Origin of the sequence: Devosia crocina (assembly GCF_900116545.1) — a bacterium.
In the GTDB taxonomy this organism is placed as follows: domain Bacteria; phylum Pseudomonadota; class Alphaproteobacteria; order Rhizobiales; family Devosiaceae; genus Devosia; species Devosia crocina.
Map to the genome: position 1 here is coordinate 178,386 of NZ_FPCK01000004.1, position 23,352 is coordinate 201,737.

At 62.0% G+C, this 23,352-nt stretch carries 22 protein-coding genes; 10 read left to right on the forward strand and 12 right to left on the reverse strand.

All coding sequences use genetic code 11. From position 1 onward, the window contains the following. Positions 1–48: 48 nt before the first annotated feature. Genes BM364_RS16885 through BM364_RS16900 form a run of 4 tightly spaced genes read left to right on the forward strand, consistent with a single transcriptional unit; the run spans position 49 to position 3,400 of the window. The gene (locus BM364_RS16885; protein WP_092426664.1) at positions 49–702 is read left to right on the forward strand and encodes a hypothetical protein; all 654 of its coding nucleotides are present in this window, start codon (positions 49–51) and stop codon (positions 700–702) included. After that, positions 702–1,118, forward strand: a complete 417-nt coding sequence (locus BM364_RS16890; RefSeq protein ID WP_092426666.1) for a phage holin family protein — start codon at positions 702–704, stop codon at positions 1,116–1,118. The genes BM364_RS16885 and BM364_RS16890 overlap by 1 nt, the downstream gene beginning before the upstream one ends. Further along, complete coding sequence (locus tag BM364_RS16895) at positions 1,118–2,239, forward strand: DUF3618 domain-containing protein (protein ID WP_092426668.1); 1,122 nt, start codon at positions 1,118–1,120, stop codon at positions 2,237–2,239. Before BM364_RS16890 ends, BM364_RS16895 begins: the two co-directional genes overlap by 1 nt. Positions 2,240–2,287: 48 nt before the next feature. Continuing rightward, on the forward strand, positions 2,288–3,400 hold the full coding sequence (locus BM364_RS16900) for a YihY/virulence factor BrkB family protein (protein WP_092426671.1): 1,113 nt from the start codon (positions 2,288–2,290) through the stop codon (positions 3,398–3,400). A 31-nt stretch (positions 3,401–3,431) separates the two neighbouring features. On the opposite strand, the gene BM364_RS16905 is transcribed toward BM364_RS16900, so the two are convergent. The 8 genes from BM364_RS16905 to BM364_RS16940 all read right to left on the reverse strand — a co-directional run bounded on the left by BM364_RS16905 (position 3,432) and on the right by BM364_RS16940 (position 12,750). After that, entirely contained in the window at positions 3,432–5,348 is a 1,917-nt protein-coding gene (locus BM364_RS16905) for a glycoside hydrolase family 127 protein (protein ID WP_092426673.1), read from the reverse strand. A 160-nt stretch (positions 5,349–5,508) separates the two neighbouring features. Further along, complete coding sequence (locus BM364_RS16910; protein ID WP_092426675.1) at positions 5,509–6,567, reverse strand: ABC transporter ATP-binding protein; 1,059 nt, start codon at positions 6,565–6,567, stop codon at positions 5,509–5,511. Beyond that, positions 6,564–7,391, reverse strand: a complete 828-nt coding sequence (locus tag BM364_RS16915; protein ID WP_092426678.1) for a carbohydrate ABC transporter permease — start codon at positions 7,389–7,391, stop codon at positions 6,564–6,566. Before BM364_RS16915 ends, BM364_RS16910 begins: the two co-directional genes overlap by 4 nt. Then, entirely contained in the window at positions 7,388–8,290 is a 903-nt protein-coding gene (locus tag BM364_RS16920) for a carbohydrate ABC transporter permease (RefSeq protein ID WP_092427244.1), read from the reverse strand. Before BM364_RS16920 ends, BM364_RS16915 begins: the two co-directional genes overlap by 4 nt. Positions 8,291–8,356: 66 nt before the next feature. Then, the gene (locus BM364_RS16925; RefSeq protein ID WP_092426680.1) at positions 8,357–9,586 is read right to left on the reverse strand and encodes an ABC transporter substrate-binding protein; all 1,230 of its coding nucleotides are present in this window, start codon (positions 9,584–9,586) and stop codon (positions 8,357–8,359) included. A gap of 111 nt (positions 9,587–9,697) precedes the next feature. Continuing rightward, positions 9,698–10,735, reverse strand: a complete 1,038-nt coding sequence (locus tag BM364_RS16930; RefSeq protein WP_425284913.1) for a LacI family DNA-binding transcriptional regulator — start codon at positions 10,733–10,735, stop codon at positions 9,698–9,700. A 75-nt stretch (positions 10,736–10,810) separates the two neighbouring features. After that, positions 10,811–11,707 carry a sugar phosphate isomerase/epimerase family protein gene (locus BM364_RS16935; protein ID WP_092426684.1) on the reverse strand — a complete coding sequence of 299 codons (897 nt, stop codon included), beginning with the start codon at positions 11,705–11,707 and terminating at the stop codon, positions 10,811–10,813. Beyond that, positions 11,704–12,750 carry a Gfo/Idh/MocA family protein gene (locus BM364_RS16940; protein ID WP_092426687.1) on the reverse strand — a complete coding sequence of 349 codons (1,047 nt, stop codon included), beginning with the start codon at positions 12,748–12,750 and terminating at the stop codon, positions 11,704–11,706. Before BM364_RS16940 ends, BM364_RS16935 begins: the two co-directional genes overlap by 4 nt. Positions 12,751–12,908: 158 nt before the next feature. Here BM364_RS16940 and BM364_RS16945 point away from each other — a divergent pair, with 158 nt between their 5' ends. Beyond that, entirely contained in the window at positions 12,909–13,943 is a 1,035-nt protein-coding gene (locus BM364_RS16945; protein ID WP_092426690.1) for a LacI family DNA-binding transcriptional regulator, read from the forward strand. Here the strand turns inward: BM364_RS16945 and fni are convergent. Beyond that, the gene (fni, locus tag BM364_RS16950; protein WP_092426692.1) at positions 13,940–14,962 is read right to left on the reverse strand and encodes a type 2 isopentenyl-diphosphate Delta-isomerase; all 1,023 of its coding nucleotides are present in this window, start codon (positions 14,960–14,962) and stop codon (positions 13,940–13,942) included. The genes BM364_RS16945 and fni overlap by 4 nt on opposite strands. Before the next feature lie 149 nt (positions 14,963–15,111). Between fni and BM364_RS16955 the strand changes: the two genes are divergently transcribed. From BM364_RS16955 to BM364_RS16975, 5 genes are read left to right on the forward strand one after another with little or no spacing between them, the layout of a single operon-like run. Continuing rightward, a complete protein-coding gene (locus tag BM364_RS16955) occupies positions 15,112–16,041 on the forward strand; it encodes a polyprenyl synthetase family protein (protein ID WP_092426695.1) in 930 nt (309 codons plus the stop codon). Next, positions 16,038–16,994 carry an ABC transporter ATP-binding protein gene (locus BM364_RS16960; protein WP_092426697.1) on the forward strand — a complete coding sequence of 319 codons (957 nt, stop codon included), beginning with the start codon at positions 16,038–16,040 and terminating at the stop codon, positions 16,992–16,994. Before BM364_RS16955 ends, BM364_RS16960 begins: the two co-directional genes overlap by 4 nt. Continuing rightward, positions 16,991–18,193, forward strand: coding sequence for an ABC transporter permease (locus BM364_RS16965; RefSeq protein ID WP_092426699.1), 1,203 nt, complete (start codon positions 16,991–16,993; stop codon positions 18,191–18,193). Before BM364_RS16960 ends, BM364_RS16965 begins: the two co-directional genes overlap by 4 nt. 11 nt (positions 18,194–18,204) lie before the next feature. Continuing rightward, positions 18,205–18,966: a fatty acid desaturase gene (locus BM364_RS16970; protein ID WP_092426700.1), complete on the forward strand. Its 762-nt coding sequence runs from the start codon at positions 18,205–18,207 to the stop codon at positions 18,964–18,966. 5 nt (positions 18,967–18,971) lie between these two features. Then, positions 18,972–19,505 (forward strand): sterol desaturase family protein, encoded by a 534-nt coding sequence (locus tag BM364_RS16975; RefSeq protein WP_244542931.1) that lies wholly within the window; start codon positions 18,972–18,974, stop codon positions 19,503–19,505. On the opposite strand, the gene BM364_RS16980 is transcribed toward BM364_RS16975, so the two are convergent. Genes BM364_RS16980 through crtY form a run of 3 tightly spaced genes read right to left on the reverse strand, consistent with a single transcriptional unit; the run spans position 19,506 to position 23,118 of the window. Next, positions 19,506–20,429, reverse strand: coding sequence for a phytoene/squalene synthase family protein (locus BM364_RS16980; protein ID WP_092426702.1), 924 nt, complete (start codon positions 20,427–20,429; stop codon positions 19,506–19,508). After that, positions 20,426–21,919: a phytoene desaturase gene (locus BM364_RS16985; RefSeq protein ID WP_092426704.1), complete on the reverse strand. Its 1,494-nt coding sequence runs from the start codon at positions 21,917–21,919 to the stop codon at positions 20,426–20,428. Before BM364_RS16985 ends, BM364_RS16980 begins: the two co-directional genes overlap by 4 nt. Continuing rightward, on the reverse strand, positions 21,916–23,118 hold the full coding sequence (gene crtY / locus BM364_RS16990) for a lycopene beta-cyclase CrtY (RefSeq protein ID WP_244542932.1): 1,203 nt from the start codon (positions 23,116–23,118) through the stop codon (positions 21,916–21,918). The genes BM364_RS16985 and crtY overlap by 4 nt, the downstream gene beginning before the upstream one ends. Positions 23,119–23,352 lie beyond the last annotated feature (234 nt).

Sequence of the window (23,352 nt, forward strand, 5' to 3'; positions counted from 1 at the left end):
CGGTTAATTCCATTGTGCGGATAGCGAAGTCCCACACTGGAGGATTAGATGAGCATCGAGGATCCGAACCGCACGAGCGGGACGGCCAATACCCCGTCGTCGGAGTTGCAGCAGCAGGCCAGCCAGGACCTGAACGAGGTGACCTCCCGCGCCAAGGACGATCTCGACACGATCAAGCAGCAGGCCGCTGCCGATACGCGCGAGCTGAAAGACCAGGCCCAGGAAAAGCTCGGTGAAGCCACCGACAAGGCCAAGTCCTTTGCCGCGCACCAGAAGGATCTTGCAGCCAGCCAGATCACCGGCGTTGCCGATGCGATCAGCAAGGTTGCCAGTGAGCTCGAAGGCTCGGAACAACAGACTGTTGCCCGCTATGCCCGCGACCTCGCCGGTGGCCTCTCCAAGGTCGGCAAGCAGATCGAAAACCGCGACGTCGACGACCTGATGGGCGCCGCTCAGGATTTTGGACGCAACCAGCCGGTCGCGTTTCTTGGGGTTGCCGCGCTTGCCGGCTTCGTTGCCAGCCGCTTTGCCCTTGCCTCGACCCATCGCCGCGACCAGGCCGCGACCACTTCCAGCACATCGGGTACGTCCAACGTCTCGGGTGTTTCGAGCGCTTCGGGTGTCTCGAGCACAAGCACGCGTCCTGTCTCTTCGAGCTATGACACGGGCTATCGGCCCAATACCGTGACGGGAGATCGCTGATGTCTCAGACAGGTGAAGGTCGTCCGTTGACGGAATTGCTGAGCGGGCTCGTTGGCGATCTGTCGAGCCTCTTCCGCAAGGAAATCCAGCTTGCCAAGACCGAGGCCTCCGAAAAGGTGTCCGAAGTCACCACAGCAGCCGGCTCGATCGCCATTGGCGGCGTGCTGCTGCTGGGCGCACTGGGTGTGCTTCTTGCCGCGATCGTATCGCTGCTTGCAGCATGGCTGATCAATATGGGCGTCGGCCCGACCATGGCCAATGCCATTGCCGCCTTTGTCGTGACGGCCGTGGTGGGCCTGATCGGCTGGGTTACCCTCTCCAAGGGTCTCAACGCCCTCAAGGCAAGCAATCTCAACATGAACCGTACGGCGGCCTCGCTCGGCCGCGACGCCGATGTCGTCAAGGAGAGGCTGTGATGAGCTACGACAACGAACACAAGAGTTCTGCCGAGCTGCAGCGCGAGATCGAAATGCAGCGCAACCGGGTGGAAAACACCATCGACGAAATCCAGGCCAAGCTTTCGCCCGGTCAGCTGGTGGATGAACTGCTGGCCTATACCAAGGGCGGTGGCGGTGAGTTCGTCTCGACCCTGCAGCGTCAGGTCACCGCGAATCCTCTGCCCGTGGCGCTGCTGGGCGTCAGCCTTGCCTGGCTGATGGCCAAGCCGCAAAGCACCACGCCTGATCGTAGCGCTGACCGGGCCTGGGACAATAGCATCAACCGCAATCGCGGCTATGACAGCTATGATGATGACGATGACTATGGGGATTATCCCGTCACCATCATCGCCGGCTCGAGCCTGCAGCGCCGCTCGCACACCAGCGATGCCCATGGCCGCAGTGTCAGCGAATTCGCCGATGAAGCGGGCCGCACCTTCAAGGCCTTTTCGGACGAAAGCGGCCGTCGTGCCGGTCATTTCGTCGACGAGACTGGTGCGCGGTTCAAGGGCTTCACCTCGGCAACGGGTGACCGCATCGAGCACTTCAAGGATGAAACCGGCAATCTGATCGATGCTGCCGCAGGCTGGGCATCCCATACCTGGCAGAAGGCACGTGAGAAGATGCACGATGCGCGCGACACCGCCAGTGCCGGAGCGAGCGCGGGCCGCAGCAATGCAGCGCATGCTGCGGGTGCTGCCAAGGCGCAGATCGACAATCTCAACGAGACGATCCTGCATCAATTCCGCGACCAGCCGCTGGTCGGTGGCGCTCTAGCCTTCGCTCTTGGCGCGGCTCTCGGCTCTGCTCTGCCGCATACGCCGCAGGAAGACGCCCTTCTTGGCGAAGCCTCGGATGCGGTGAAAGCCAAGGCCGGTGCGCTGGCAGCCGATGCCTATGAACAGGGCAAGGAAAAGGCTGCCGAGGTGTATGAGAGCGCCAGCGAAAAAGCTGCCGAACTCTACCAGGAAGCCAAGGACGGGCTGGCGAGCGCCGCCCAGACGAACAGCTCCTCGACCGGCGGCAGCGGCAGCACGACCGGCAGCTCAGGCCCAACGGGCAGCTCCGGCACGTCGCAGGGCGGCTTCGGCACGACGTAACACAACTCTCGGGGAGGCCACGGCCTCCCCTTTTCCCAAGGGATAATGATGGACGATACCGGCAAGCAATATGCCACGCAGGCAGGTCGGGGGCGCGATGCCGATTCCCCCACAGAGATCCCCTTTCCAGGCTGGAAGGACATCATCTATCGCCTCTATCGGGCGATCACAGAAGATCGGATCCTGCTGACGGCTGCCGGAACAACGTTCTATATGCTGCTTGCGCTGGTGCCCACGCTGAGCGCCTTCGTTTCCGTTTATGGTCTTTTCAATGACCCTTCCACGGTTCTTGGTCATGTCGAGCTTCTGGCCGGACTTGTGCCTCCGGGCGTGCTTGAAGTCTTGCGCGAGCAGCTGACCCGGTTGACCTCGGAAAGCGACAGCACACTGGGGCTGACCCTTCTCATTTCCCTTGCCGTTGCCATGTGGAGCGCCAGCAATGGCGTCAAGGCCATGTTCGAGGCGATGAACATCGCCTATCACGAGCAGGAGCGGCGCTCCTTTATCAAGCTCAACGCTGTTGCCCTGCTGTTCACGCTCGGTGGATCGATCGCGGCGCTGCTGGTGAGCGCCGTGGTCCTGATCCTGCCGGCGCTGCTGGCTTATTTTTCTGCAGGCGAGGGCATGCAATGGGTTATCCGCGTTGCCGCCTATGCGGTGATGCTGATCATGCTTTCGCTGGGTGTTGCCGCGCTTTATCGCTGGGGTCCGAGCCGCGAACAGGCCCGCTGGCGCTGGATCACGCCCGGTGCGGTGCTTGCGGTCTTGGCGCTTGGGGTCACCTCGGTGCTCTATTCCTGGTATGTCGCCAATTTCAGCGACGACAATGCCGCCTACGGTTCGCTCGGTGCGGTGATCGGCTTGATGATCTGGCTCTGGATCTCGGTGACCATCATCACGGTGGGGGCCGAGCTTAATTCCGAAATCGAGCACCAGACCGCCGTCGATTCCACCACCGGGGAAGAAAAGCCGATCGGCGAGCGTGGTGCCAATATGGCCGATACCGTGGGGCGGGCATGGCCGCCCGATCGGGAGAAGGTGGAACGGAAAACGCGCGACCGCTCGCCGGCCGGCAAGTTTTCTCTCGGGTCCCTGCTCTTTGCCCTGCCCGCCGCCGTGGCGCTCCATGCCGCCAATTCACGGCGCCGAAAGGGCAAGTAGGCCCAGCTGCCTCCCCTCTCCATGGCTGGTGTCAGTTTGCAACAGCCTCCGGCACCCAGACCATCATCGAGCCCTGTTCCCGATTGGCCCAGAGGAAGTAGGGAATGGCGGTCAGTGTCGACGGAGCTTCTCGCGGTGGCGCCGTTCGGTAGAGCTCGGCGAACTCACTTTCCTCAAGCGAGGTTGCTTCGGCGGTGAGAGTGACGATGCCATCGAAAAGGTCGGAACGGGTCTCCGCCTTGAGTAGGGCATGGCGCGGCAGCTTCAGCCGTTGCACGCGGCCGCCGGGATTGTCGACTTCCTCAAGGCAATAAACGAGCGGGCCACGCTTGAGGGCAACCCGACCGGCATCCATGATGACGCCCGGATGCGCGTAGAGCCGGACAGGCGGCATGGGGAGATCGAGCGCGATGACATCGCCCTTCTGCCACTGGCGGCGAAGGGTGAGATAGCCGCGCTCGGCGCTTCCGGTCGGGATGGTTTCGCCATTGACTGAAGCCGTCGCACCGTTGCTCCAGCCGGGAATGCGGAGCTTGACGTCGAAAGCGGCCGGCGTTTCGGGATCGACATGGATGCGGATGTCGCCTGACCAGGGATAAGTCGAGACTTCGCGCAGCGACACTTTGGTGCCGGCAATCTCAAGATCGGTGGCGATGCCGCCATAAAGATGGAAGGCCACGCCATCCTCTGCGGACGAGAGGAAATATTGCCCTACCGAAGCAACGAGACGCGAGACATTCATGGTGCAGCAGGGGCAGGTGTGCCATTCCCAGCGAGTGGGCGTGCCGTCGCTCTCGAGCGGATTGGCATAGAAATAGTGCTCGCCGTCCCGGCTGAGGCCCGATAAGGCGCCATTGAACATGGCAAGCTCCAGGATATCGGCATATTTTCCGTCGAGATCGAGATGCAGCATGCGCTGGGCCCAGAAGATCAGGGCGACCGAGGCGCAGGTCTCGGCATAGGCGGTCTGGTTGGGCAGGTCGTAATCATGGGTGAAGCCCTCGTTATGCGCCGAAGGACCGAGCCCTGCGGTGACATACATCTTGGTCTTCATCACATCGTCCCACAGCACCTCGCAGGCGCGCTTGAGCGCGGCATCCCCGAGTTCGGCCGCAAGATCGGCCATGGCGGTATAAAGATACATGGCGCGGACGGCGTGACCCACGACCTTGTTCTGCTCGCGCACGGGCTTATGGGACTGGGAATATTCATAGTTGGCGAAAACGTAGGGCTGCTTGCTCTCGCTGCCCTCGCGCTGCTCGCGCTCCCAATCGAAATAATGCGGCGGCTGCTGGCCGCGCTCGTTGATGAGATAGGTGGCGAAGTCGAGATGCTTGCGCTCGCCGGTGAGGTAGTAAAGCTTCATCAGCGCCAGCTCGATCTCCTCGTGACCGTCATAGCCGCGCCGCTGGCCCGGGCCAGTGCCGAAGGTTGCGTAGATATGGTCGAGATAGCGCTCCATGATATCAAGGAAGCGGCGGCGGCCGGTGACCTGGAAATAGGCGACGGCACCTTCGAGCAGATGCCCGGCATTATACATCTCGTGATTGTCGCGCAGATTGGTCCAGCGCTTTTCGGGCTCTCGGCCGAGATACCAGCAGTTGAGATAGCCATCCGGCGCCTGAGCCTTTTCGAGATCGTCGATGGCGGCTTCGATCTTGTTTTCGATATCGATGTCGCGGCGATGGGCCAGCGCATAGCTGGCCGCCTCGATCCATTTGCCAACATCGCTGTCCCAGAACACCTGGACGGTGAAACCATTGGCGTGGCGGGGAAAGCGCAATGGAGGCGGGGGATTGGGGAGCTTGAGGGAGTCGAGGATGCCGTATTCGCCAAGCTTCCTGTGCTGGCTGGGTACGGTGCGAGCAAGCACGGTGTCGAGGCGCTCATGCCAGAACTGGCCTTCGAGCTTGACCTCGGGGAATGGGACGGGAGCGTAGCGGGGCATTTGCTTACTTTCGTTGTTGCGGACCGCCCAGTAGTCCTCATGGTGAGGTGCGCAGCCTCGAACCACGAGGGCGTGGCACTGGGATCGGGGCGCGCCCTTGTCCTTCGAGGCTTCGCTTGCGCTCCGCACCTCAGGATGAGGGCTACTTAGACTTCGACGATCAGAGCCTCATTCCGGTTTGCGGATCGAAGAGGTGGACGCGGACCGGGTCGATGGTAAGCCCGACGCGGTCGCCTGGGCCGAGCGTGGTCCTTTCGGACTGGACCAGCTGGAAGGCGCCGTCGGGCGAGGTCAGATAGGTGGCCGAGCCGGTGGACTCGACGACGCCGATGGTGAGATGGAAGCTGGCATCGTCACCGGCCATGACGAGATGTTCGGGGCGAATGCCGGCGAGAACCGCCCTGCCCGGCTCCACGTGCCGAGCCAGCGGCAGCGTGCCTGCGCCACCATCCAGCACCACGGCATTGCCGCTCTCGGCGATGCGGCCAGCCATGAAATTCATGGCGGGCGAGCCGATGAAGCCGGCGACGAAGCGGTTGACCGGGTGATCGTAGAGATCGAGAGGCCTGCCCTGCTGCTCGATAACCCCATCGCGCATGACCACCACCCAATCGGCCATGGTCATGGCCTCGATCTGATCATGGGTGACATAGACGGAGGTGGCGCCGAGCCGATCGTGAAGGGCGCGGATTTCCTTGCGCATCTGGACGCGGAGCGCCGCGTCGAGATTGGAGAGCGGCTCGTCGAACAGGAAAGCCTTGGGATTGCGGATAATGGCGCGGCCCATCGCCACGCGCTGGCGCTGACCGCCGGAGAGCTGGCGGGGATAACGCTTGAGGAGCTGGGTCAGGCCAGTCGTCGCAGCGACCTCCGCCGCCTTTTTCCGGGCTTCGGCCTTGCCGACGCCATGCAGGCGAAGGGAATAGGTGAGATTGTCTTCAACCGTCATGTGCGGGTAGAGCGCATAGCTCTGAAAGACCATGGCGATATCGCGATGGCGGGGTGGCACGCCGGTCATTTCCCGGCCCGCGATGCTCATGCGGCCTGCGGAAATGCTTTCAAGCCCGGCGATGGAGCGCAGGAGGGTCGACTTTCCGCACCCTGACGGGCCCACAAGAGCAACGAAACTGCCCTTGTCGATGGTGAGCGAAATATCTTTGAGCGCGTGAAAGCTGCCATAGTGCTTGTCGATGCCGGCAAGTTCGATCTGGGCGGTCATTTGAGAGCTCCCGAGGTGAGGCCGGAAACGATGCGGCGCTGCAGGATGACGAAGGCGAGAAGGATCGGCGTCACATAGATGGCCGAATAGGCCATGATCGAACTCCAGTCGGTGGAATTTGGCCCGAGGAACCCGGAGAGGCCGACGCTGGCCGGCTGCAGGGAGGGGCTCTGGATGATCGACTTGGAGTAGATGTATTCGCCGAATGCGGTCATGAAGGTGAGGATGGCGCAAACCAGAATGCCGTTGCGCGCCAGGGGCAGGACGATGCTGAAAAACGCCCCGATGCGGGAATTGCCGTCGACCAGCGCTGCTTCCTCAAGTTCGCGCGGTACGCTCATGAAGGTGGCGCGGACGAGGACCACGAAGAAGGGCATGGCTTTGGCGGCGGCGGCCAGCACCACGGCGGTGCGCGGATAGTTGAGCATGCCCACCTGGTTGAAGCCGACAAAGAGCGGTGTCACCATGACCGAAGCGGGCAACACCTGCAGCATCAGCACGCAGAAAAGACCGATATCGATCCACACATTGCGGTATCGCGCCAGCACATAAGCGCAGCCCGTGCCCAGGATGACGGTAATGGCGGTGACGCCGCCGGCGATCAGCACCGAATTGGTGAGAAAGGTCGGCATGGTGCGCCGGCCCCAGACTTCGGCAAAGATGCCGGGATTGGGATCGCGGGGCCAGAAGGTGGGCGGATTGGCGAACATTTCCGAGCCCGTCTTGAGGCTCGTGACATACATCCAATAGAGCGGAAAGAGGTAGACCGCGGCAAGCGCCAGGGCAACGATCAGCAGGAACCAGGGGGTATGGGACCGTGTCATCCGCGCACCTCGTGGCGCGTCGAGCGCACATAGATCACCGAAGCAAACAGCACGAGCAGGAACATCATCACCGAAACCGTTGCGCCCTTGGCAAAGTCATAAAGCTGGAAGCTAAGCTGCCAGGACCAGAAGCCGGCGACATTGGAGGTATTGGCGGGACCGCCCTCGGTGAGCGCGGGAAACAGATCGAATTGCTGCAGGGTGCCGATAAGCCCCAAGGAAAGCACGGCGCCGATGGTGGAGCGCATCATGGGCAGGGTGATGGTCCAGAAGCGCTGGAAAGCATTGGCGCCATCGAGTTCGGCAGCTTCGTAGAGATCGCGCGGGATGGCGGCCAGACCGACCGAGAGCAGCAGCATGTTGAAGGCCAGACCGAGCCAGATATTGGCGATGATCACGGCCCAGATGGAAAAGTTGGGATCGGATTTCCAGAAGATGTTGGACTGGATGATGCCGAGCGATTTGAGGATGACGTTGAGGACGCCGAAATCTCCGGCAAGGATCCAGCTCCAGATCGCTCCGACCACAAGGCCGGGCATGACCCACGACACCAGGAACAGGCCACGGATGGTGGAAGCGCCGGGGAAATTCTGCGCGAAAAACAGCGCTAGCGCGAAGCCGAGCACGAACTGGCCGGTCATCGAGCCGAAGACGAAAACAAGCGTATTGCGAGTGACGAGCCAGAATTCGGGCTGGCGCACCACGGCAATGTAATTGTCGAAACCGACAAAAGGGCGGATCAGCGATCCCAGGGTGAACATATCCACCTGCTGGAAGCTCATGAGCACATTGTAGACGAGCGGCGCGCCGGCGAGGGCGACCAGAAACAGCAAGGCAGCGCCGACCAGCAGGATATCGAAACCCACGCCGTCTCGCAGCCAATTGGAAATTCGCGACACGAGGCCCTCCAAGGCTTTGCAGGAAAATGGCCGACCGAAGCTATTCGGCCGGCCCAGTCAGGGAGGTTACTGATTGAAGATCGTGTCGATGGTGGCCTGTGCCTGGTTAAGCGCATCCATGGCGGGCATCTGGCCGGTCAGGGCCTGCTGCTCGGCATCGTAGATCGCCTTGGAAATGCGCTGCCATTCCGGATGCGGACCGCGGGGCTGGGCATATTGCAGCATCTCCTGGAAAACCTTGAGCGCATCATCCTTCTTGGCTTCGCCGGTGATCGGCAATTCGATATCGCCGCGAGCCGGCAGGTTGCCGAATTCGGGGAAGATGCGGTCTTCCTGATCAACAAAAAATTCAAGAAGGCGGAAGGCTTCATCGGGGTGCTGGGTATTGGCCATGATGCCCCAGTTAAAGCCGCCCAGGGCCGAAGAACGCTCGCCGCCTTCTTCGATGGTGGGCAGGAGCGCCACGCCCCAATCGAACTGAGCGTCCTCTACCATGCGGTCGATTTCCCAGGGGCCGGAAATAGCCATGGCCGCATTGCCGGAGTTGAAAACGCCGGTCGAATCCCATTGACCAAGGCTCAGCACGTCGCGCGATGCATAGCCGTTGTCGATGAGGCTCTTCCAGATATCGAGAACACGCGCGGCGCCTTCGGTATTGACCTTGTCGGCATTGCCCCCGGACATCTGGATGATGGGCAGGAACTGGAACGTGCCTTCTTCACCGGCACGGGCGGAGAAGGTGACGCCATAGACGTTGTTGGCCGGGTCGGTGAGCTTTTCGGCATATTCGGCAACCTGATCCCAGGTCGTGGGCGGCTCGGTCAGCCCGGCGGCCTCGAACATGTCCTTGTTGTAGAAGATGCCGATCGTATCGGTATATTTGGGTAGGCCAAAGAGCTTGCCGTCCCAGGTGACGGAATTGAGCGGGCCTTCGAAATAATCGGCCTTGCCGATGATCTCGGAATTGGCGACGCGATCGGTGATATCGAGCATGGCGCCGCGCGAAGAAAAGAGCGCGAAATCAGGATTGTCGAACGAGACAATGTCAGGGGCATTCCCTGTCGCGAAGGCGCGCAGGGTTTCGTTGACGATCTCGTCAAAGGGAATGGCGCGATATTCGACAACGATATCGTCATTGGCATCGTCGAATTCCTTGGAAAAGGTATCGGCAATGCCGGGGCGGTCGACGCCGTCGATCGACCAGACCTTGAGCGTAACCTGTGCATAGGCGGGTGAAGCGGCCATAAGCGCGCCAAAAGCAAGACCAGCCAATAGACCGTGCTTGGTGAACTGCATTATATCCTCCCATTGCGGCCTCGGCCGCGTTGCGTGCCGCTCGGGTTCCTCTTCCTGAGCGGGACATTTCCTCGCTGCCACAGGCATTGCCGTGCCTGTGGCAGCATCGAGCTAAACCTCCTGAAGCGTCCCCTCCCCTTGGATGGCAGCAAGAGTCTTGCTGCCGCAGGATTGGCGCACCACGAGCTTGCACGGCAGCGTGCGGATGCCCGGCTCGACCGGCTTGCCTTCGGCAAGTTCCAGGATCAGGCGACCGGCTTCGCGGCCAAGTTCCTTCAGGTTCATGTCAACCGTGGTCAAAGGCGGACGCGTTGCCGCCGAGACGATCTCCCAATTGTCGAATCCCACGACCGAGACATCGGCGGGCACAGCGACGCCGCGCTCGCGCAGGGCATCGACGACGCCACGGGCAATCTGGTCATTGCCGCAAAAGATGGCGTCGGGCACCGGCCCCTCGCTCCAGAGACGGGACACGGCCTCGTGCCCCCAGGCTTCCGACCAGGCGCCGAACAGAACTGGCGCGGCAGACCCTGCCGCTTGCCGGAATGCAGCGGCACGAGCGGCCACGGAGGCGAAGTCTTCCGGCCCCGTGACGTGAACCAGCCGGCGCCGCCCGAGCGCAAGAAGACATTCGGTTGCCGCGCGCGCTCCCTGGGCATCGTCGGACACCAGGGTAACCGCATCGGCCGGGCCTTCGGTGAAGGCGTAGACGACCGGCACGGGCAGATCGGCGAGATCGACCGGCAGGCGGCGATCGATCCGCTTGCCGGTTGCGATGATGCCGTCGACCTGCTTGTCGAGCATGGCATCGACATGGACCTTGGCTAAAGTCGCATCATCCTCGATGCCGCACAGGAACACCGAAACACCCTGATCGACCAGCGCCTCGTTGATGCCCGCCATGACTGGCAGGGTGAAGCGGCCATAAGTATCGTTGGTGAGAAGGCCGATGGTGAAGCTGCGCTGGCGCGTCAGCGCCCGGGCCATGGCATTGGGACGAAAGCCGAGGGCGGCGGCGGTCTGCTTGACCCGTGTGCGCGTCGCCTCGGTCATCCGGCCGGTGTCATTGAGCGCCTTGGAAGCAGTCGCAACGCTGACGCCGGCAATACGGGCGACGTCGTAGATGCGGATGCGGTCCACCTTGGCCACTCGTCCCAACCTCACAGGAAAACCCTTTTCTCAGATCAGGTAAAACGGTTTCTCATACACAGTCAATAGTCATATTTATACATCGGCATAGCTGCCGCCGCGCGCGTTCTGCAGGTGCTTGAGGGCGTAGAGCTGCCCGGTCATTTCCAGAGCATCGCGGTAGACCGGGTCATGCCAGCCCTCGATGTCGATGGAGCCCGACCAGCCGGCGAGCCGCAGTTCGGAAATGATGTCGGTCCAGTTACTGTCGCCGAACCCGGGCGTGCGCATGAAGACGAAGGAATGCTTGCCGAAAATGCCGTGTTCGCGAATGACATCCCAGCGGATGGTGGCATCCTTGCCATGGACATGGAAAATCTTGTGCGCCCATTTGCGGATCTGGGGCAGCGGATCGATGAGATAGACCATCTGGTGGCAGGGCTCCCATTCGAGCCCAATGTTGTCCTCTGGCGTTTCGTTGAACATCAGCTCCCAGGCGTCGGGATTGTGGGCGATGTTCCAGTCCCCTGTCTGCCAGTTGCCATCCATGGCGCAGTTTTCAAAGGCGATGCGAACGCCCTTGTCGGCGGCGCGCTGGGCAAGCTCAGTCCAGACTTTTCTGTATTGCGGGAGGCTCTCGGTCAGCGGTTTGTTGCGAATGCGACCCGTGAAACCGGCGACGCAGGTGGCGCCGAAATGGTGGGCATTGTCGATGCAGTCCTTCCAGCCCTGGAGGGTTTGCCGGTCCATCTCCTGATCTTCCAGGGGATTGCCGAACATGCCGATGGTCGAGATGGTGATGTCGCGATCCCCGATCGCCTCCTTGCAGCGCTTGCCCAGTTCGGCGATGTCCTGGCCATTTGTGGTTTGCCAGAAGAAGGGCTCGAAGCTTTCAAAACCCTGATCGGCGATCTCGGCGATGCGCTCGGCCGCCTGACCCGCCGAGGCGGAGATCATGGTGCCGATGCGGATGGATTTGGCGGGATCGCTCAATTGGATTGTCCTTGATCTATGGTGACGCGTTGGCCGGTGCGCGCGCTCTCGATTGCGGCAAAGACCATGGCGAGGCTCTTGATATTGTCAGTGGAGGCGGTTTCGGGCTGCCGGCCGGCTTCGATGGCATCAAGAAAGTTGGCGAGGACACTGGCATGGCCGTGGGTCTGGCTGTCCTCGGCGGGGGAGGGCACAGCGATGTCGGTAAGATCGCGGAAAAATCCGGTATCGCCGGCTACGACACGCGCCTCGAACCGGTCTTCGCCATCCCAGAGAACGGTGCCCTTGCTGCCGACGATGCGCCACTGGCTTTCCCAGGACGTGTTGGCGCCTTCCGCCGCCCAGGAGCCGCGATAGTTGAAGACCACGTTGTCAGAGAATTCAAAGATCGCATTGGCTGCGGCGCCGTGACGGTACCAGGAGCCGGGCGGGTTTGTTTCGAGGCAATAGACCGCCTGCGGCACCTTGCCGGACATGAAGCGGGCTGCATCGAGCGTGTGAATGGCCATGTCGAGAAGGAGCACGTTGTCCATGTCCTCGCGGAAGCCACCGAAATGGGCGCCGATAAAGAAGTCGCAGTTGAGACTGGCGAGTTCGCCAATGGCGCCGCTCTCGATCAGGGAGCGGATGCGGCGGACGCCGGCGATGAAGCGCCGGTTCTGCACCACGGCATGAATACGGCCAGCCGACCGGGCGGCGGCAATAAGCGCCCTGCCCTCAGCAAGGCTCGTCGCCATGGGTTTTTCGCTCAAGACGTGGCAGGCGTGACGCAGGCCGGTTTCGACAACACCGGCGCGCGCGGGCGGAACGACGACATCGAACAGGAGGTCTGGCCTGGTTTCGGCGAGCACCGCCTCGAGATCGGTTCCGCAAACTGCGCCTGTCAGGCCGAACTCGGCGGCGCGCGCCTCGGCCAGGGATAGATCGAGATCCACTAGACCAACGACCTTGACCCGCCCAACCAGGAGGGGATGCTCGGAAAGGGCCGACAACCAGCCACGGGACATGCCGCCGCAACCGGCGAGCACCGCACGAAAAACCACGAAAACCTCCCTGGAGCACGGATCGGCACCGTCTTTGCGGCTTGAGGCCAAAGCGCTCCGTAAACGTTTACGACGCTATTCTTTACCCCAAGGACATGTCAATAGGAGTTTCGTTAACGTTTCTGATCCCGCCAAGCGGTCAGCGAATTCAGGGTGACATGACCGGCATCAGGCGCCTTGCCAACCAGCTCAACCTCTCCATCGGTACGGTGTCGCGGGCGCTCAACGGCAAGCCCGATGTGAACGAGGAGACGCGCCAGCGTGTGCTCCAGGCTGCAGCCGAAATGGGGTATGTGCCCAACCAGGCGGGGCGCGCCCTGCGCAAGGGCGCAACCGGGGTTGTCGGCTTCATGATGCAGACCGGCGCCGAGATCACGGGTGAAGGCGATGTGTTCTTCATGCGTGTGTTCGATGGGGTGCAGACCGTTTTTGCCCGCCACCATCTTGATCTGGTCGCGCTGCTTTGTTCGTCAGAGGAAGATCCCAGCGCCTATATGCAGCGCGTGGTGGCGCGTGGCTTTGCCGATGCACTGATCATTTCAGCGACCAAGCGGAGGGATCATCGCATTGCCTTTCTGGCCGAGCGCAACATCCCTTTCATTGCGCTCGGACGCTCGGAAACCGATGCCGGCCATCCCTGGCTCGACCTTGATTTCGAGGGCATGGCCGAGGTCGGCGTCACGCGGCTGATCGAAAAGGGACATCGCCGCATCGGTGTCTTTGCGCCGCTCGATGAAACCAATCTGGGCTTTGTGTTTCTTGATCGCTACCGCCAGGTGCTGGCACGCCATGGCCTTGCCTTCGATCCCGATCTGGTTTTCCGCGCCAATCCCAACGAGCGGGGCGGCCACGCCATTGCCCAAGCCATTGCCGCCATGCCGGAGGATAGACGTCCGACCGGCTTTTTGCTGACCAATGAAGTGATGTCGCTCGGGCTTTATAATGGTCTATACCAGGCCGGGCTGCCGCCGGGCAAAGCGATCGCGGTGATCGGCCGGGACAGTCCGCAGGCGCACTATCTCGTGCCCAAACTGACCTGCTTTACCCTGTCGCTGCGCGAGCTCGGGATCGCCCTTGCAGAAGCGCTGTTGGCGACAATGCCCTCTTATGCCGAGCACTATCCTTTGGGCACCGTGCGCAAGGTGATGCCGCTGACGCTGATCGAAGGGGACAGCGACGGGCCCGCGCTCTAGGGGATTTGGCGCAGCAGGTTGGCGTTCTTGAGTTCGGCGAGATTGGCCGACTGGGTGCAAAAACAGGCGACGCGCAGCTGGGCAACAGTGACCCTCAGGCTTGCAAGCACCGCTTCGGGCGAGACAATGGCGGCCTGCAGAATACCGGCGGCCTGACCGACCATGTCCGCACCGAGGCGGATGGCCTTGGCCACATCGAGCCCGTCGCGGACGCCGCCCGAGCCGATGACAACCGCATCGGGGCAGGCCTCGCGTACGCTCTTGATGGCATAGGCGGTGGGGGTGCCCCAATCGACAAAGGCACGCGCGATTGCCGCCTGTTCAGGCGACTTGGCCCGCTCCGCTTCGACCGCTGCCCAGCTGGTGCCGCCGGCTCCGGCAACATCGATGGCGGCAACGCCCGCATCGACGAGCTGGCGGGCAAGCCGGCCCGTGATGCCGGCCCCGACCTCTTTGACAACCAAGGGTACGCCGAGAGCACTGGCCAGCGTCTCAATTCTTTTGAGCAGACCGCGCCAGTCGCGATCGCCTTCCGGCTGCACCGCTTCCTGGAGGGGATTGAGGTGAATGATCAGCGCATCTGCCCCGATCATGCCCACCGCACGGCGCGCCTGTTCAAGGCCATAGCCAAGATTGAGCTGGGCGGCGCCGAAATTGGCGAGCAGCGGAATATCGGGTGCCCACTGGCGCAGGTCCGCATCGATTCCGGCAGCTTTATCGCCTTCGAGAGCGATGCGCTGGGATCCGACGGCAAGAGCGATACCCATCTCCTGGCAGGCAAGGGCAAGATGGCGATTGATTTCCGCTGCACGGGCCGGGCCACCCGTCATGGAACTGACCAGAAGCGGCGCGCTGGTCTGTTTCCCCAGAAAAACCGTTTGCAGATCAATCTCGTCCATGTGCAATTCGGGAAGGGCCACATGCTCGAACATGATGTCGTCGAAGCCCGTGCGCGCCCGCGACTGGCCGAGGCCATTGAGCACGACGTCAAGATGCTCGTTTTTCCTGTCCTGAAGCAATCACGCCCCCCTCGCTTGTGCGCCCGCCGTCAGCCTATAGCAGGAGGCCGCCCTGCAACACGATGCCCTAGCCGGATATGTGCGCAATTACGCGCTGGACGGAAATCCGGTTCACTCGCTATGCTTGGTCAACTACGGGACCCTGATCGATGACGTTATGCGACGCCTCAATCGACTTCGAAACCGCAGATTTCAGGATCTGTGAAGATCTTTCTGACGTGCGCGAAGCGGTCGAACAGCGGCTCGAAATGCTGGTGGGAACGCTGCCTGGCGTGCCGCTCAACCTGCAGCAGGCGGTCCGCCATGCACTGCTCGGCAAGAGCAAGCGCGTGCGGCCGGTGCTGCTTTATCTGATTGCCGAACCGAGCCCGAGGCAGCGGCTTTGTGCGCTCGATCTCGGCTGTGCGGTGGAAATGGTGCATACCGCTTCGCTTATTCTGGACGACCTGCCCTGCATGGACGACGCCCAGATCCGCAGGCAGCGGCCGACCACTCATATCGCTTTCGGCCAGTCGACCGCCATTCTGGCCGCCATTGGCCTTCTGACCCGGGCCTTCGGCATTGTTGCCGAACTCGACGAGGTGCCCGAGCCGACACGCGTGCGCCTCGCCGCGCTGCTTTCGGACGCGGTGGGCTGGGATGGCCTTGTGGCGGGGCAGGAAATCGACGTCAACGGCCGGCAGCAGCTCAAGAACGCAGACCAGATCGAAGAGCTCAACTGGCTCAAGACCGGCGTGTTGTTTGTGGCTGCGGCAGAAATGGGCGCGGTTCTGGGCGGGCTCGAAGACAAGCGACTCGATGCGGTTCGCCGCTTCGCGCGCCATCTTGGCGTTGCGTTCCAGACGGCCGATGATCTCCTCGACCAGGATGCCTCGACAAGCGAAGCGGGCAAGGACGTGCACAAGGATGGCGACAAGGCAACGCTCGTCTCGCTCTTTGGAGCGAGTCAGGCGCGGATGAGTTGCCAGGAGCACCTCAGCAATGCCGAGAGCGCCCTTGCCGAAAGCGGGGTAACCCCTGCGCCCATACTTGAGCTGATGCAGCGCCTGTTTGCGACCCGCAAGGCCGCCGCCCAATGAATTTATTGCCCGCGGCCCTCTCGGTGGCCGGCCTGAAAATCCGCTATGGCAAGCGCGAGGTTCTGCGCGGACTCGATCTCGAGGTCACCAAGGGCGAAATCTTCGGGCTCCTTGGGCCGAACGGGGCGGGCAAGACCACGCTGATCCGCACCATTTGCGGCAGGCTCAAGCCGATCGCGGGCCAGGTCAGCATTGTCGGCCAGCCGGTCAGCCGCCAGAGCCTGCGCCGTATCGGTCTCGTGCCGCAGGACATCGCGCTTTATCCGCACCTGACGGCGCGGGAAAACCTCGAAGTGTTCGGACAGCTTTCAGGCCTCACCCGGCCGCAAGCCCTGTCCGCCATGGAATGGGCGAGCGAAGCCGCCAATATCCGGGAACGGCTCGACGAGCGCATCGACATTCTTTCGGGCGGATGGAAGCGCCGGGTCAATATCGCCGCCGCGATCCTGCATCGCCCCGATCTCCTGATTCTCGATGAGCCGACGGTGGGGGTCGATGTCGATGCACGCAACGGCCTTCACGACGTGATCCAGCAGTTGAGCCAGGCGGGCATGGGCGTTTTGCTGGCAACGCACGATCTCGACCAGGCCGAATTGCTTTGTGCCCGCGTCGGCTTTTTGCGCGGGGGCGTGATCGCGCCGCAGGGAAATCCGCGCGCACTGATCGACGAGACGTTCCGGGGACAGCGCGAGATCATCATCGAACTGCGCCAGAACCCGACCCCGGCGCAGGCGCGCGCGCTCGACAAAAGCGGATTTTCGCCCTCCAATGGCAGCTTGAGCTGGTCGCGGATCGGGCAGGAAGCCGACCGCTCGGCGGCCGCTCTTGCTGAAGCCTTTGAACGGGCGGGGCTCAGCACGCGCGAAATCCGCTTTCGAGAGCCGGGCCTTGATAGCCTCTTCATCCACCTGTCGCGTGAATCCGCTTCAGCCCCAGAGGAAACCGCCGCATGATCTTTGCCATGCTGCGCGTGATGACCTTGAGCCTGCTTCGCGACCGGGGCGCACTGGCCATGGCCTTTTTGTTGCCCCCGACAATTTTCGTGATCTTTGCCGCGATTTTTTCCGGAGCGGCGGGCGACCAGATGCGCCTGCAGGTAGCACTTGCCGTCACCCAACCTTCGGCGCTGACGGAGCGGCTCGAAACGGCGCTGCGGGCCGAACCCTCCTTGCGCATCCTCGACGACACGCTGGGCAGCGCCGCAGAAGCCAACCGGCTGGTGGATGGCGGGCAGGCCGATGTCGGACTGGTTCTGGCTCCCGACCTTGGCGAAACGGCCACCTCCCCCGTGCTGGTGTTGGTCGATCCGGCAAAAATTCTTGCCGGAGCCATTCTTTCGGGACAGGTGCAGCGCCTGATCGGACTGGAAATGCCGGACCTGGCCTTGGCGCGCTCGGCACCGGCCATCGAATCCATTGTGGGCGGCTTTACGCCGGAGCAGTCGGCCCGGCTTTCAGCGGCCATCGCCGAACTGGGCGTGGAGCCTGACGGGGATACCAGCCAGGCAGGGCTCGTAGAAACCCGCACCATCGGCCCAGAGGGCAGTTCGACGGCGACCATCACCTATTATGCCGGAGCAGTGGCGATCCTGTTTCTGCTGTTTTCCGCCATGCAGAGTTCGGCAACGCTGATCGAGGAGCGCCATTCCGGTATTGTCGATCGCGTTGCCGTTGGCCCCGCGGGAACCGATGTCGTGGTCTTGGGCAAGTTCCTGTTTCTAACTGTTCAGGGCGTCGTGCAGGTGGCGCTGATCTTTCTTGTGGCCGGGATCGTTTATGGCGTCGACGTGCTGCCCTATCTTCCGCTTTGGCTTCTGACCTCGCTGGCCGCGGCGCTCGCCGCGTCCGGGCTCGGGCTTGCCGTTGCCGCCTCCTGCACGACCAAACAGCAGGCTCATACGATCGCGACCTTTATCGTGCTCGTTTGTTCGGCCATGGGCGGATCCATGGTGCCGCGCTTCATGATGCCGCCATGGTTGCAGGATATCGGCTGGTATACGCCCAATGCCTGGACGATCGAAGCCTATCATGGCGTGCTCTGGCGTGGTGAAACGCTGCCGAGCCTGCTGCCCGAATTGTGCTGGCTGGTGGTCGTAGCCTCATCTAGTGTACTTCTGGCACTTCTGGTTTCAAGATTGCGCCTGCGGCTCTGAAGGAGCGCGTGATGACACTTGCGGTGAACGAGAAACGCCTGAGCGGAACCGATACGGCCACGGGCCTCGTTCTGGCCGGGCTGGTGATCGCATCCTGGCTTACGGTGCACGTTGGGGCGATCTTTTTCGTCGACTGGACGAGCAACGGCCTCTGGCTGGCCGCGCCGCTGGTCATTGCGCTGCAGTGCTGGCTCAGCGTGGGTATGTTCATCGTCGCTCATGATTCCATGCACGGAACGCTGGCGCCCCAATTTCCCGTGCTCAACCGCGCCATCGGACGGTTCTGCGTCTTCGTTTACGCCGGTTTTTCCTATGAGAAGCTCTACGAGAACCACCACGCTCATCACCGAAATGCCGGAACGCCAGACGATCCCGATTTCGATGACGCGCATTCCTCAAGCTTCTGGCCGTGGTATCTCAAGTTCTTCCGGCACTATTTCGGCTGGCGCGAATTCGGCATCCTGACCATTGCCGTCGTGATCTACCTACTCATCCTGCGCGAGCGCTTTCCTACCATGCTGGTCTTCTGGGCGCTGCCGGCAATCCTGTCCTCGCTGCAGCTTTTCTATTTCGGCACCTACCGTCCCCACCGGGTAGACGAAGAACCGTTCCGGGACGACCACCGGGCGCGCAGCAACGACTTTTCTCCGCTGATGTCTTTGCTGACCTGCTTCCACTTCGGCTATCATCATGAGCATCACGACGCGCCCTGGGTACCGTGGTGGAAACTGCCGGCCTATCGTCGAACGGCCCTGAAGACCAAAGTGACTTGATACCGATGATCGAAAGCGTGCTGCATTATCTGGTCCCTGCCCTGCTTGTGGTGGGTACCGTCGTTTTCATGGAATGGTTTGCCGCCTGGTCGCATGAGCACATCATGCATGGCTGGGGTTGGGGCTGGCACAAATCGCATCATGAACCCCACGACGAAGCGCTCGAAAAGAACGATCTTTACGCCGTGGCCTTCGCGTTCTTCGCCGTGTTCCTGTTTTGGCTGGGCGCCACCTGGTTCTGGCCGATCTGGTGGATCGCGGTCGGCATCTCGATTTATGGCGTGCTTTACTTCTTCTTCCACGATGGGCTGGTGCACCAGCGCTGGCCGTTCAAATATATCCCGCGCAAGGGCTACCTGAAGCGGGTCTACCAGGCGCACAGGCTTCACCATGCCGTGGAAGGGCGCGATGGCTGCGTGTCGTTCGGCTTCGTTTATGCCGAGCCGGTCGAGCGCCTGGTCAAAAAGCTGCACCAGAACAAGCGCGGCTTTGACCAAACTGCGCTCAAGGACGATGATGGGCGCCCAGAGGCGCACTGATCAAGGGCGCTGCCAAAGCCCGGTGCGGGCCGCTCCGGGCCGGACGAAGCGGGTGGCGGCCACATCGGCCAGCGCAAGCGAGAGGAGCCCGATCTTTTCGCCTTTCGTGGTCGAGACGCGCTGCTGCCAGGCCGAGGGACCACCATTGCGCAGCTTGGTGCCTATGGCGCGATAAACGCGGCGCGCAGCTCCGATTGCCCAGGCGGAGCGCGGCGGCAGCGACGACATGCCGATATAGGCCGAGGCATAGTAGCGTTCCGCAAGATCGAGAAGCTCGAGCGCGGCAGCATGGAGCGCCGGCCATTGGCTGCGATTGTCCGGATCGATCTGGCTGATGCCATGGCGGGCAAGAATCTCCTCCGGTACATAGACCCGGCCCATCCGCGCATCATCGACAATATCGCGCGCGATATTGGTGAGCTGAAAGGCAAGGCCGAGATCGCTGGCGCGGTCGAGCGTGCGCGGGTCCCGAACCCCCATGATCATCGCCATCATCACGCCGACGACCCCGGCAACATGGTAGCAATATTCCAGCGTGTCGCCGATGGTGCGATAGTCCCGATTGGCCACGTCCATTTCGAAGCCGGCAAGCAGTTCCTGGGGATGGCGGTGCGGGATCTGATGCCGCTCGACCACCCGGCGAAGGGCCTCAAAGACCGGGTCGCCGGTGCGCTCGCCGGCAAGGGCCGAGGCGGTTTGCGCGCGCAGGAGATCCAGGCGCTCCCGTTGCCCGGCGCGGAAATTCTCGTCCTGCTCGTGCCCGAGCGTTTGCCCGTCCACTACGTCATCGCAATGCCGGCACCAGGCATAGAGCATGACCGCGTCGTCCCGCGTCTCTCTGCTGAAAAGGCGCGCTGCGGCGGCAAAGCTTTGCGAGCCCTGGGCGATGCTGACCTCGCTATTGGCGATGACGGCGTCGCTCATGCCCTGGCGTCCTCGATCATCAGACCAGCCGTCGCCTTGGCGGACCCGACGACGCCGGGAATGCCGGCGCCCGGATGCGTACCGGCTCCGACAATATAAAGGTTGGGCACCGCGTCGTCGCGATTATGCGGGCGGAACCAGGCGCTTTGGGTGAGGATCGGCTCGACCGAGAAGGCCGAACCCAGATGGGCATTGAGTTCGTCGCGGAAATCGAACGGGGTGAAATGCCGGACGGTCACGAGATCATCGAGCAGGCCTGGGATATAGCGATCATTGAGATATTGCAGGATGCGATCGCGATATTTCGGGCCCTCCACTGCCCAGTCGATATCGGCGGTTCCCAGATGCGGCACGGGCGAGAGTACATAGTAGGCACTCGATCCTTCCGGTGCGAGACTGTCATCAGTAACCGAAGGGGCATGGAGATAGAGCGAGAAATCGTCGGCCAGTCCATGGGCACTGAAGATTTCCGAGATCAGCTCGCGATAGCGCGGGCCGAACAGCACCATGTGATGCTTGAGTTCGGGATGGGTGGTCTTGAGCCCGAAATAGATGACAAAAAGCGACATGGAGTGGCGCTTGGCCTCGAGCGCCTTGGCATTGGTCTCGCCGCGCTGCGTGCCGCGCATCATGTGCTTATAGGTGTGGACCACATCGGCATTGGAGGCAATCTGATCAAAGGCGTGCCGTTCGCCGGATCGCAGCAATACAGCCTTCGCCCGCGCGTCCTCGATCTCGATCCGGTCAATCTCGGCATTAAGGTGCAGCGTGCCACCCAGATCCTGGAATAGCCGCACCATGCCAGCAATCAGGGCGCCTGTGCCGCCTTTGGCAAACCATACGCCGCCCTTGCGCTCGAGCGCATGGATCAGCCCATAGATCGAGGACGTCTGAAACGGATTGCCGCCCACCAGCAGCGAATGGAAGCTGAAGGCCTGGCGCAGCTGGTCGTCCTTGATGAACTGGCTGACCTTTGAATAAACGCTGCGATGGCTCTCAAGGCGCACGAGCTGTGGCGCGGCCTTGATCATGGACCAGAAATTAAGAAACGGCACCGTGCCGAGCTTTTCGTAGCCTTCGCGATAAAGATCTTCTGAATAGCGCAGGAAGCGGTGGTATCCCTCGACATCGGCGGGCGACTTAGCCGCGATCTGCCGGTCGATCTCTGCCTGATCATTGGCGTAATCGAAGCGATAGCCGTCTTCCCAGCACAACTGGTAAAAAGGCTTTACCGGCAGGAGCGTTACATAATCCGAGAGCTTACGACCCGTGAGCGCCCAGAGCTGCTCGAGACAGTCAGGATCGGTAATGACGGTTGGGCCGGCATCAAAGGTGAAGCCATTGTCGGTATAGACATAGGCACGCCCACCGGGCTTGTCGCGCTTTTCAAACAGAGTCGTGCTGATCCCAGCGCTCTGCAATCTTATGGCGAGGGCAAGCCCGCCGAAACCGGCACCGATGACGGCTGCTGTCCTTTGTGTGCTGGTCACGCTTTTTCTGCTTTCAACAGTGGCGCTTCGCTAAGACAGGCAAGCGCGCGATGGATGGGCACGGGAGGCTTCCCGACGAGGATGCGAGCGATGTCGCCCGGTGTACTTCGTCCGGCATAGAACCTTTCGATCACCGGCTGCGGCAATCTGTAAAACCGCTGCAGCACGAGATGGCGGCGCTCGGGACGGGCAGCGCGGAACAGCATGCGATTGAGCAGACGATAGAAGCCCTGCTGACGGTGCCGGATACGCGCATGGTCGCGAATGGCTCTCGCCAACGGCGCACTGGCACCAGGCCAGTGCGCCGCGATCAGATTGGCGACGCGCACAGCCTCGGGCAGACTATAGCCGGTGGTAGGGTGGAACAACCCGGCACGCATGCCCGCCTGGGGGATGTCGGCAGGATGTTCCGCCCAGAACCGATCGAAATCATGGGCCAGTGCGATGGGAAGAATACCATCCTCCTCACGGACGACAGCGGCGATCGACCAGCCCCGCGCTTGGGCATAGTGGCGGATATCGGCGGCAAGCTGATCCCGGTCGAGCGCCTCGCCATCGGCATATCGGGTGTCTTCGATCAGCACGCGGGTGGGGGAGAAAGGCAGGAGATATACGAAGCGATAGCCGTCGAGCTGGCTAACCGACGCATCCATGATCACGGGATCGGTGAGGCCATGGGGGTGGTCAAGTTCGACTTCGAGGCCGACAAATTTCTGGTAGCCGAGCACCAGCGCCTTGCTCGGGCGGTAGCCGCGGCAATCGACAACCGCTTCGGCCTCGATCACCCGTCCATCCGCAAGCGTGACCGATCCCGCCGCAAGCGCGGAAACGGCAGCATGGGTCAGCAGCGTGACATTGGGCAAGGCGGCAACAGCCTTTGCCACGGAAGAGGAGGTGAGCGAGGCATAGCCCGAGGTCAGATGCCGGTCGAGAGCGACGAAGCGCACGGATTGCCCGGACCAGCGATGGGCAATCAGCGGATTGAGCCAAGCCAGGTCATCTGGCCGGGTATCGGCAATGTGAAAGGACCAGGTGTGTTCGCCAAAGCCGGCAGCCGCACCTTCAAGAATGGTGATGGGCTGATCGGGATGGCTATGGGAGAGGCGCGCCGCGATTAACGCACTTGCAAGGCCGGCGCCCGCGAGGAGCAGAGGTTTTTTCGTGCTATGCGGCAAAAAGGTCGACTCGCGTTTCCTCAAGGAGCTGGCTCACCATACCAGCCGGTAGCCCCCGCATGTTTGGCGATGCGGACACGGCAGGCATGGGCGAAGAGACCATAGCCGGGCGCGGCCCGCATGCAAGCGGACAAGGGCCGCCTCCCGCCAAATATATGCTTGCCAGCCAGATCAACCTGCCTCTCACAGTACCCGCCGCTTGGCGCGGGCCTGATGGGGTTTTCTACATCAGGCGTTGAGTGGGCACATTTCCGTGGG

Bases quoted from the DNA above. Each gene is read 5' to 3' on its own strand.
- BM364_RS16885 (WP_092426664.1), top strand. From the start codon at position 49: ATGAGCATCGAGGATCCGAACCGCACGAGCGGGACGGCCAATACCCCG.
- BM364_RS16890 (WP_092426666.1), top strand. From the start codon at position 702: ATGTCTCAGACAGGTGAAGGTCGTCCGTTGACGGAATTGCTGAGCGGG.
- BM364_RS16895 (WP_092426668.1), top strand. From the start codon at position 1,118: ATGAGCTACGACAACGAACACAAGAGTTCTGCCGAGCTGCAGCGCGAG.
- BM364_RS16900 (WP_092426671.1), top strand. From the start codon at position 2,288: ATGGACGATACCGGCAAGCAATATGCCACGCAGGCAGGTCGGGGGCGC.
- BM364_RS16905 (WP_092426673.1), bottom strand. From the start codon at position 5,348: ATGCCCCGCTACGCTCCCGTCCCATTCCCCGAGGTCAAGCTCGAAGGC.
- BM364_RS16910 (WP_092426675.1), bottom strand. From the start codon at position 6,567: ATGACCGCCCAGATCGAACTTGCCGGCATCGACAAGCACTATGGCAGC.
- BM364_RS16915 (WP_092426678.1), bottom strand. From the start codon at position 7,391: ATGACACGGTCCCATACCCCCTGGTTCCTGCTGATCGTTGCCCTGGCG.
- BM364_RS16925 (WP_092426680.1), bottom strand. From the start codon at position 9,586: ATGCAGTTCACCAAGCACGGTCTATTGGCTGGTCTTGCTTTTGGCGCG.
- BM364_RS16945 (WP_092426690.1), top strand. From the start codon at position 12,909: ATGACCGGCATCAGGCGCCTTGCCAACCAGCTCAACCTCTCCATCGGT.
- BM364_RS16955 (WP_092426695.1), top strand. From the start codon at position 15,112: ATGACGTTATGCGACGCCTCAATCGACTTCGAAACCGCAGATTTCAGG.
- BM364_RS16960 (WP_092426697.1), top strand. From the start codon at position 16,038: ATGAATTTATTGCCCGCGGCCCTCTCGGTGGCCGGCCTGAAAATCCGC.
- BM364_RS16965 (WP_092426699.1), top strand. From the start codon at position 16,991: ATGATCTTTGCCATGCTGCGCGTGATGACCTTGAGCCTGCTTCGCGAC.
- BM364_RS16970 (WP_092426700.1), top strand. From the start codon at position 18,205: ATGACACTTGCGGTGAACGAGAAACGCCTGAGCGGAACCGATACGGCC.
- BM364_RS16975 (WP_244542931.1), top strand. From the start codon at position 18,972: ATGATCGAAAGCGTGCTGCATTATCTGGTCCCTGCCCTGCTTGTGGTG.
- BM364_RS16980 (WP_092426702.1), bottom strand. From the start codon at position 20,429: ATGAGCGACGCCGTCATCGCCAATAGCGAGGTCAGCATCGCCCAGGGC.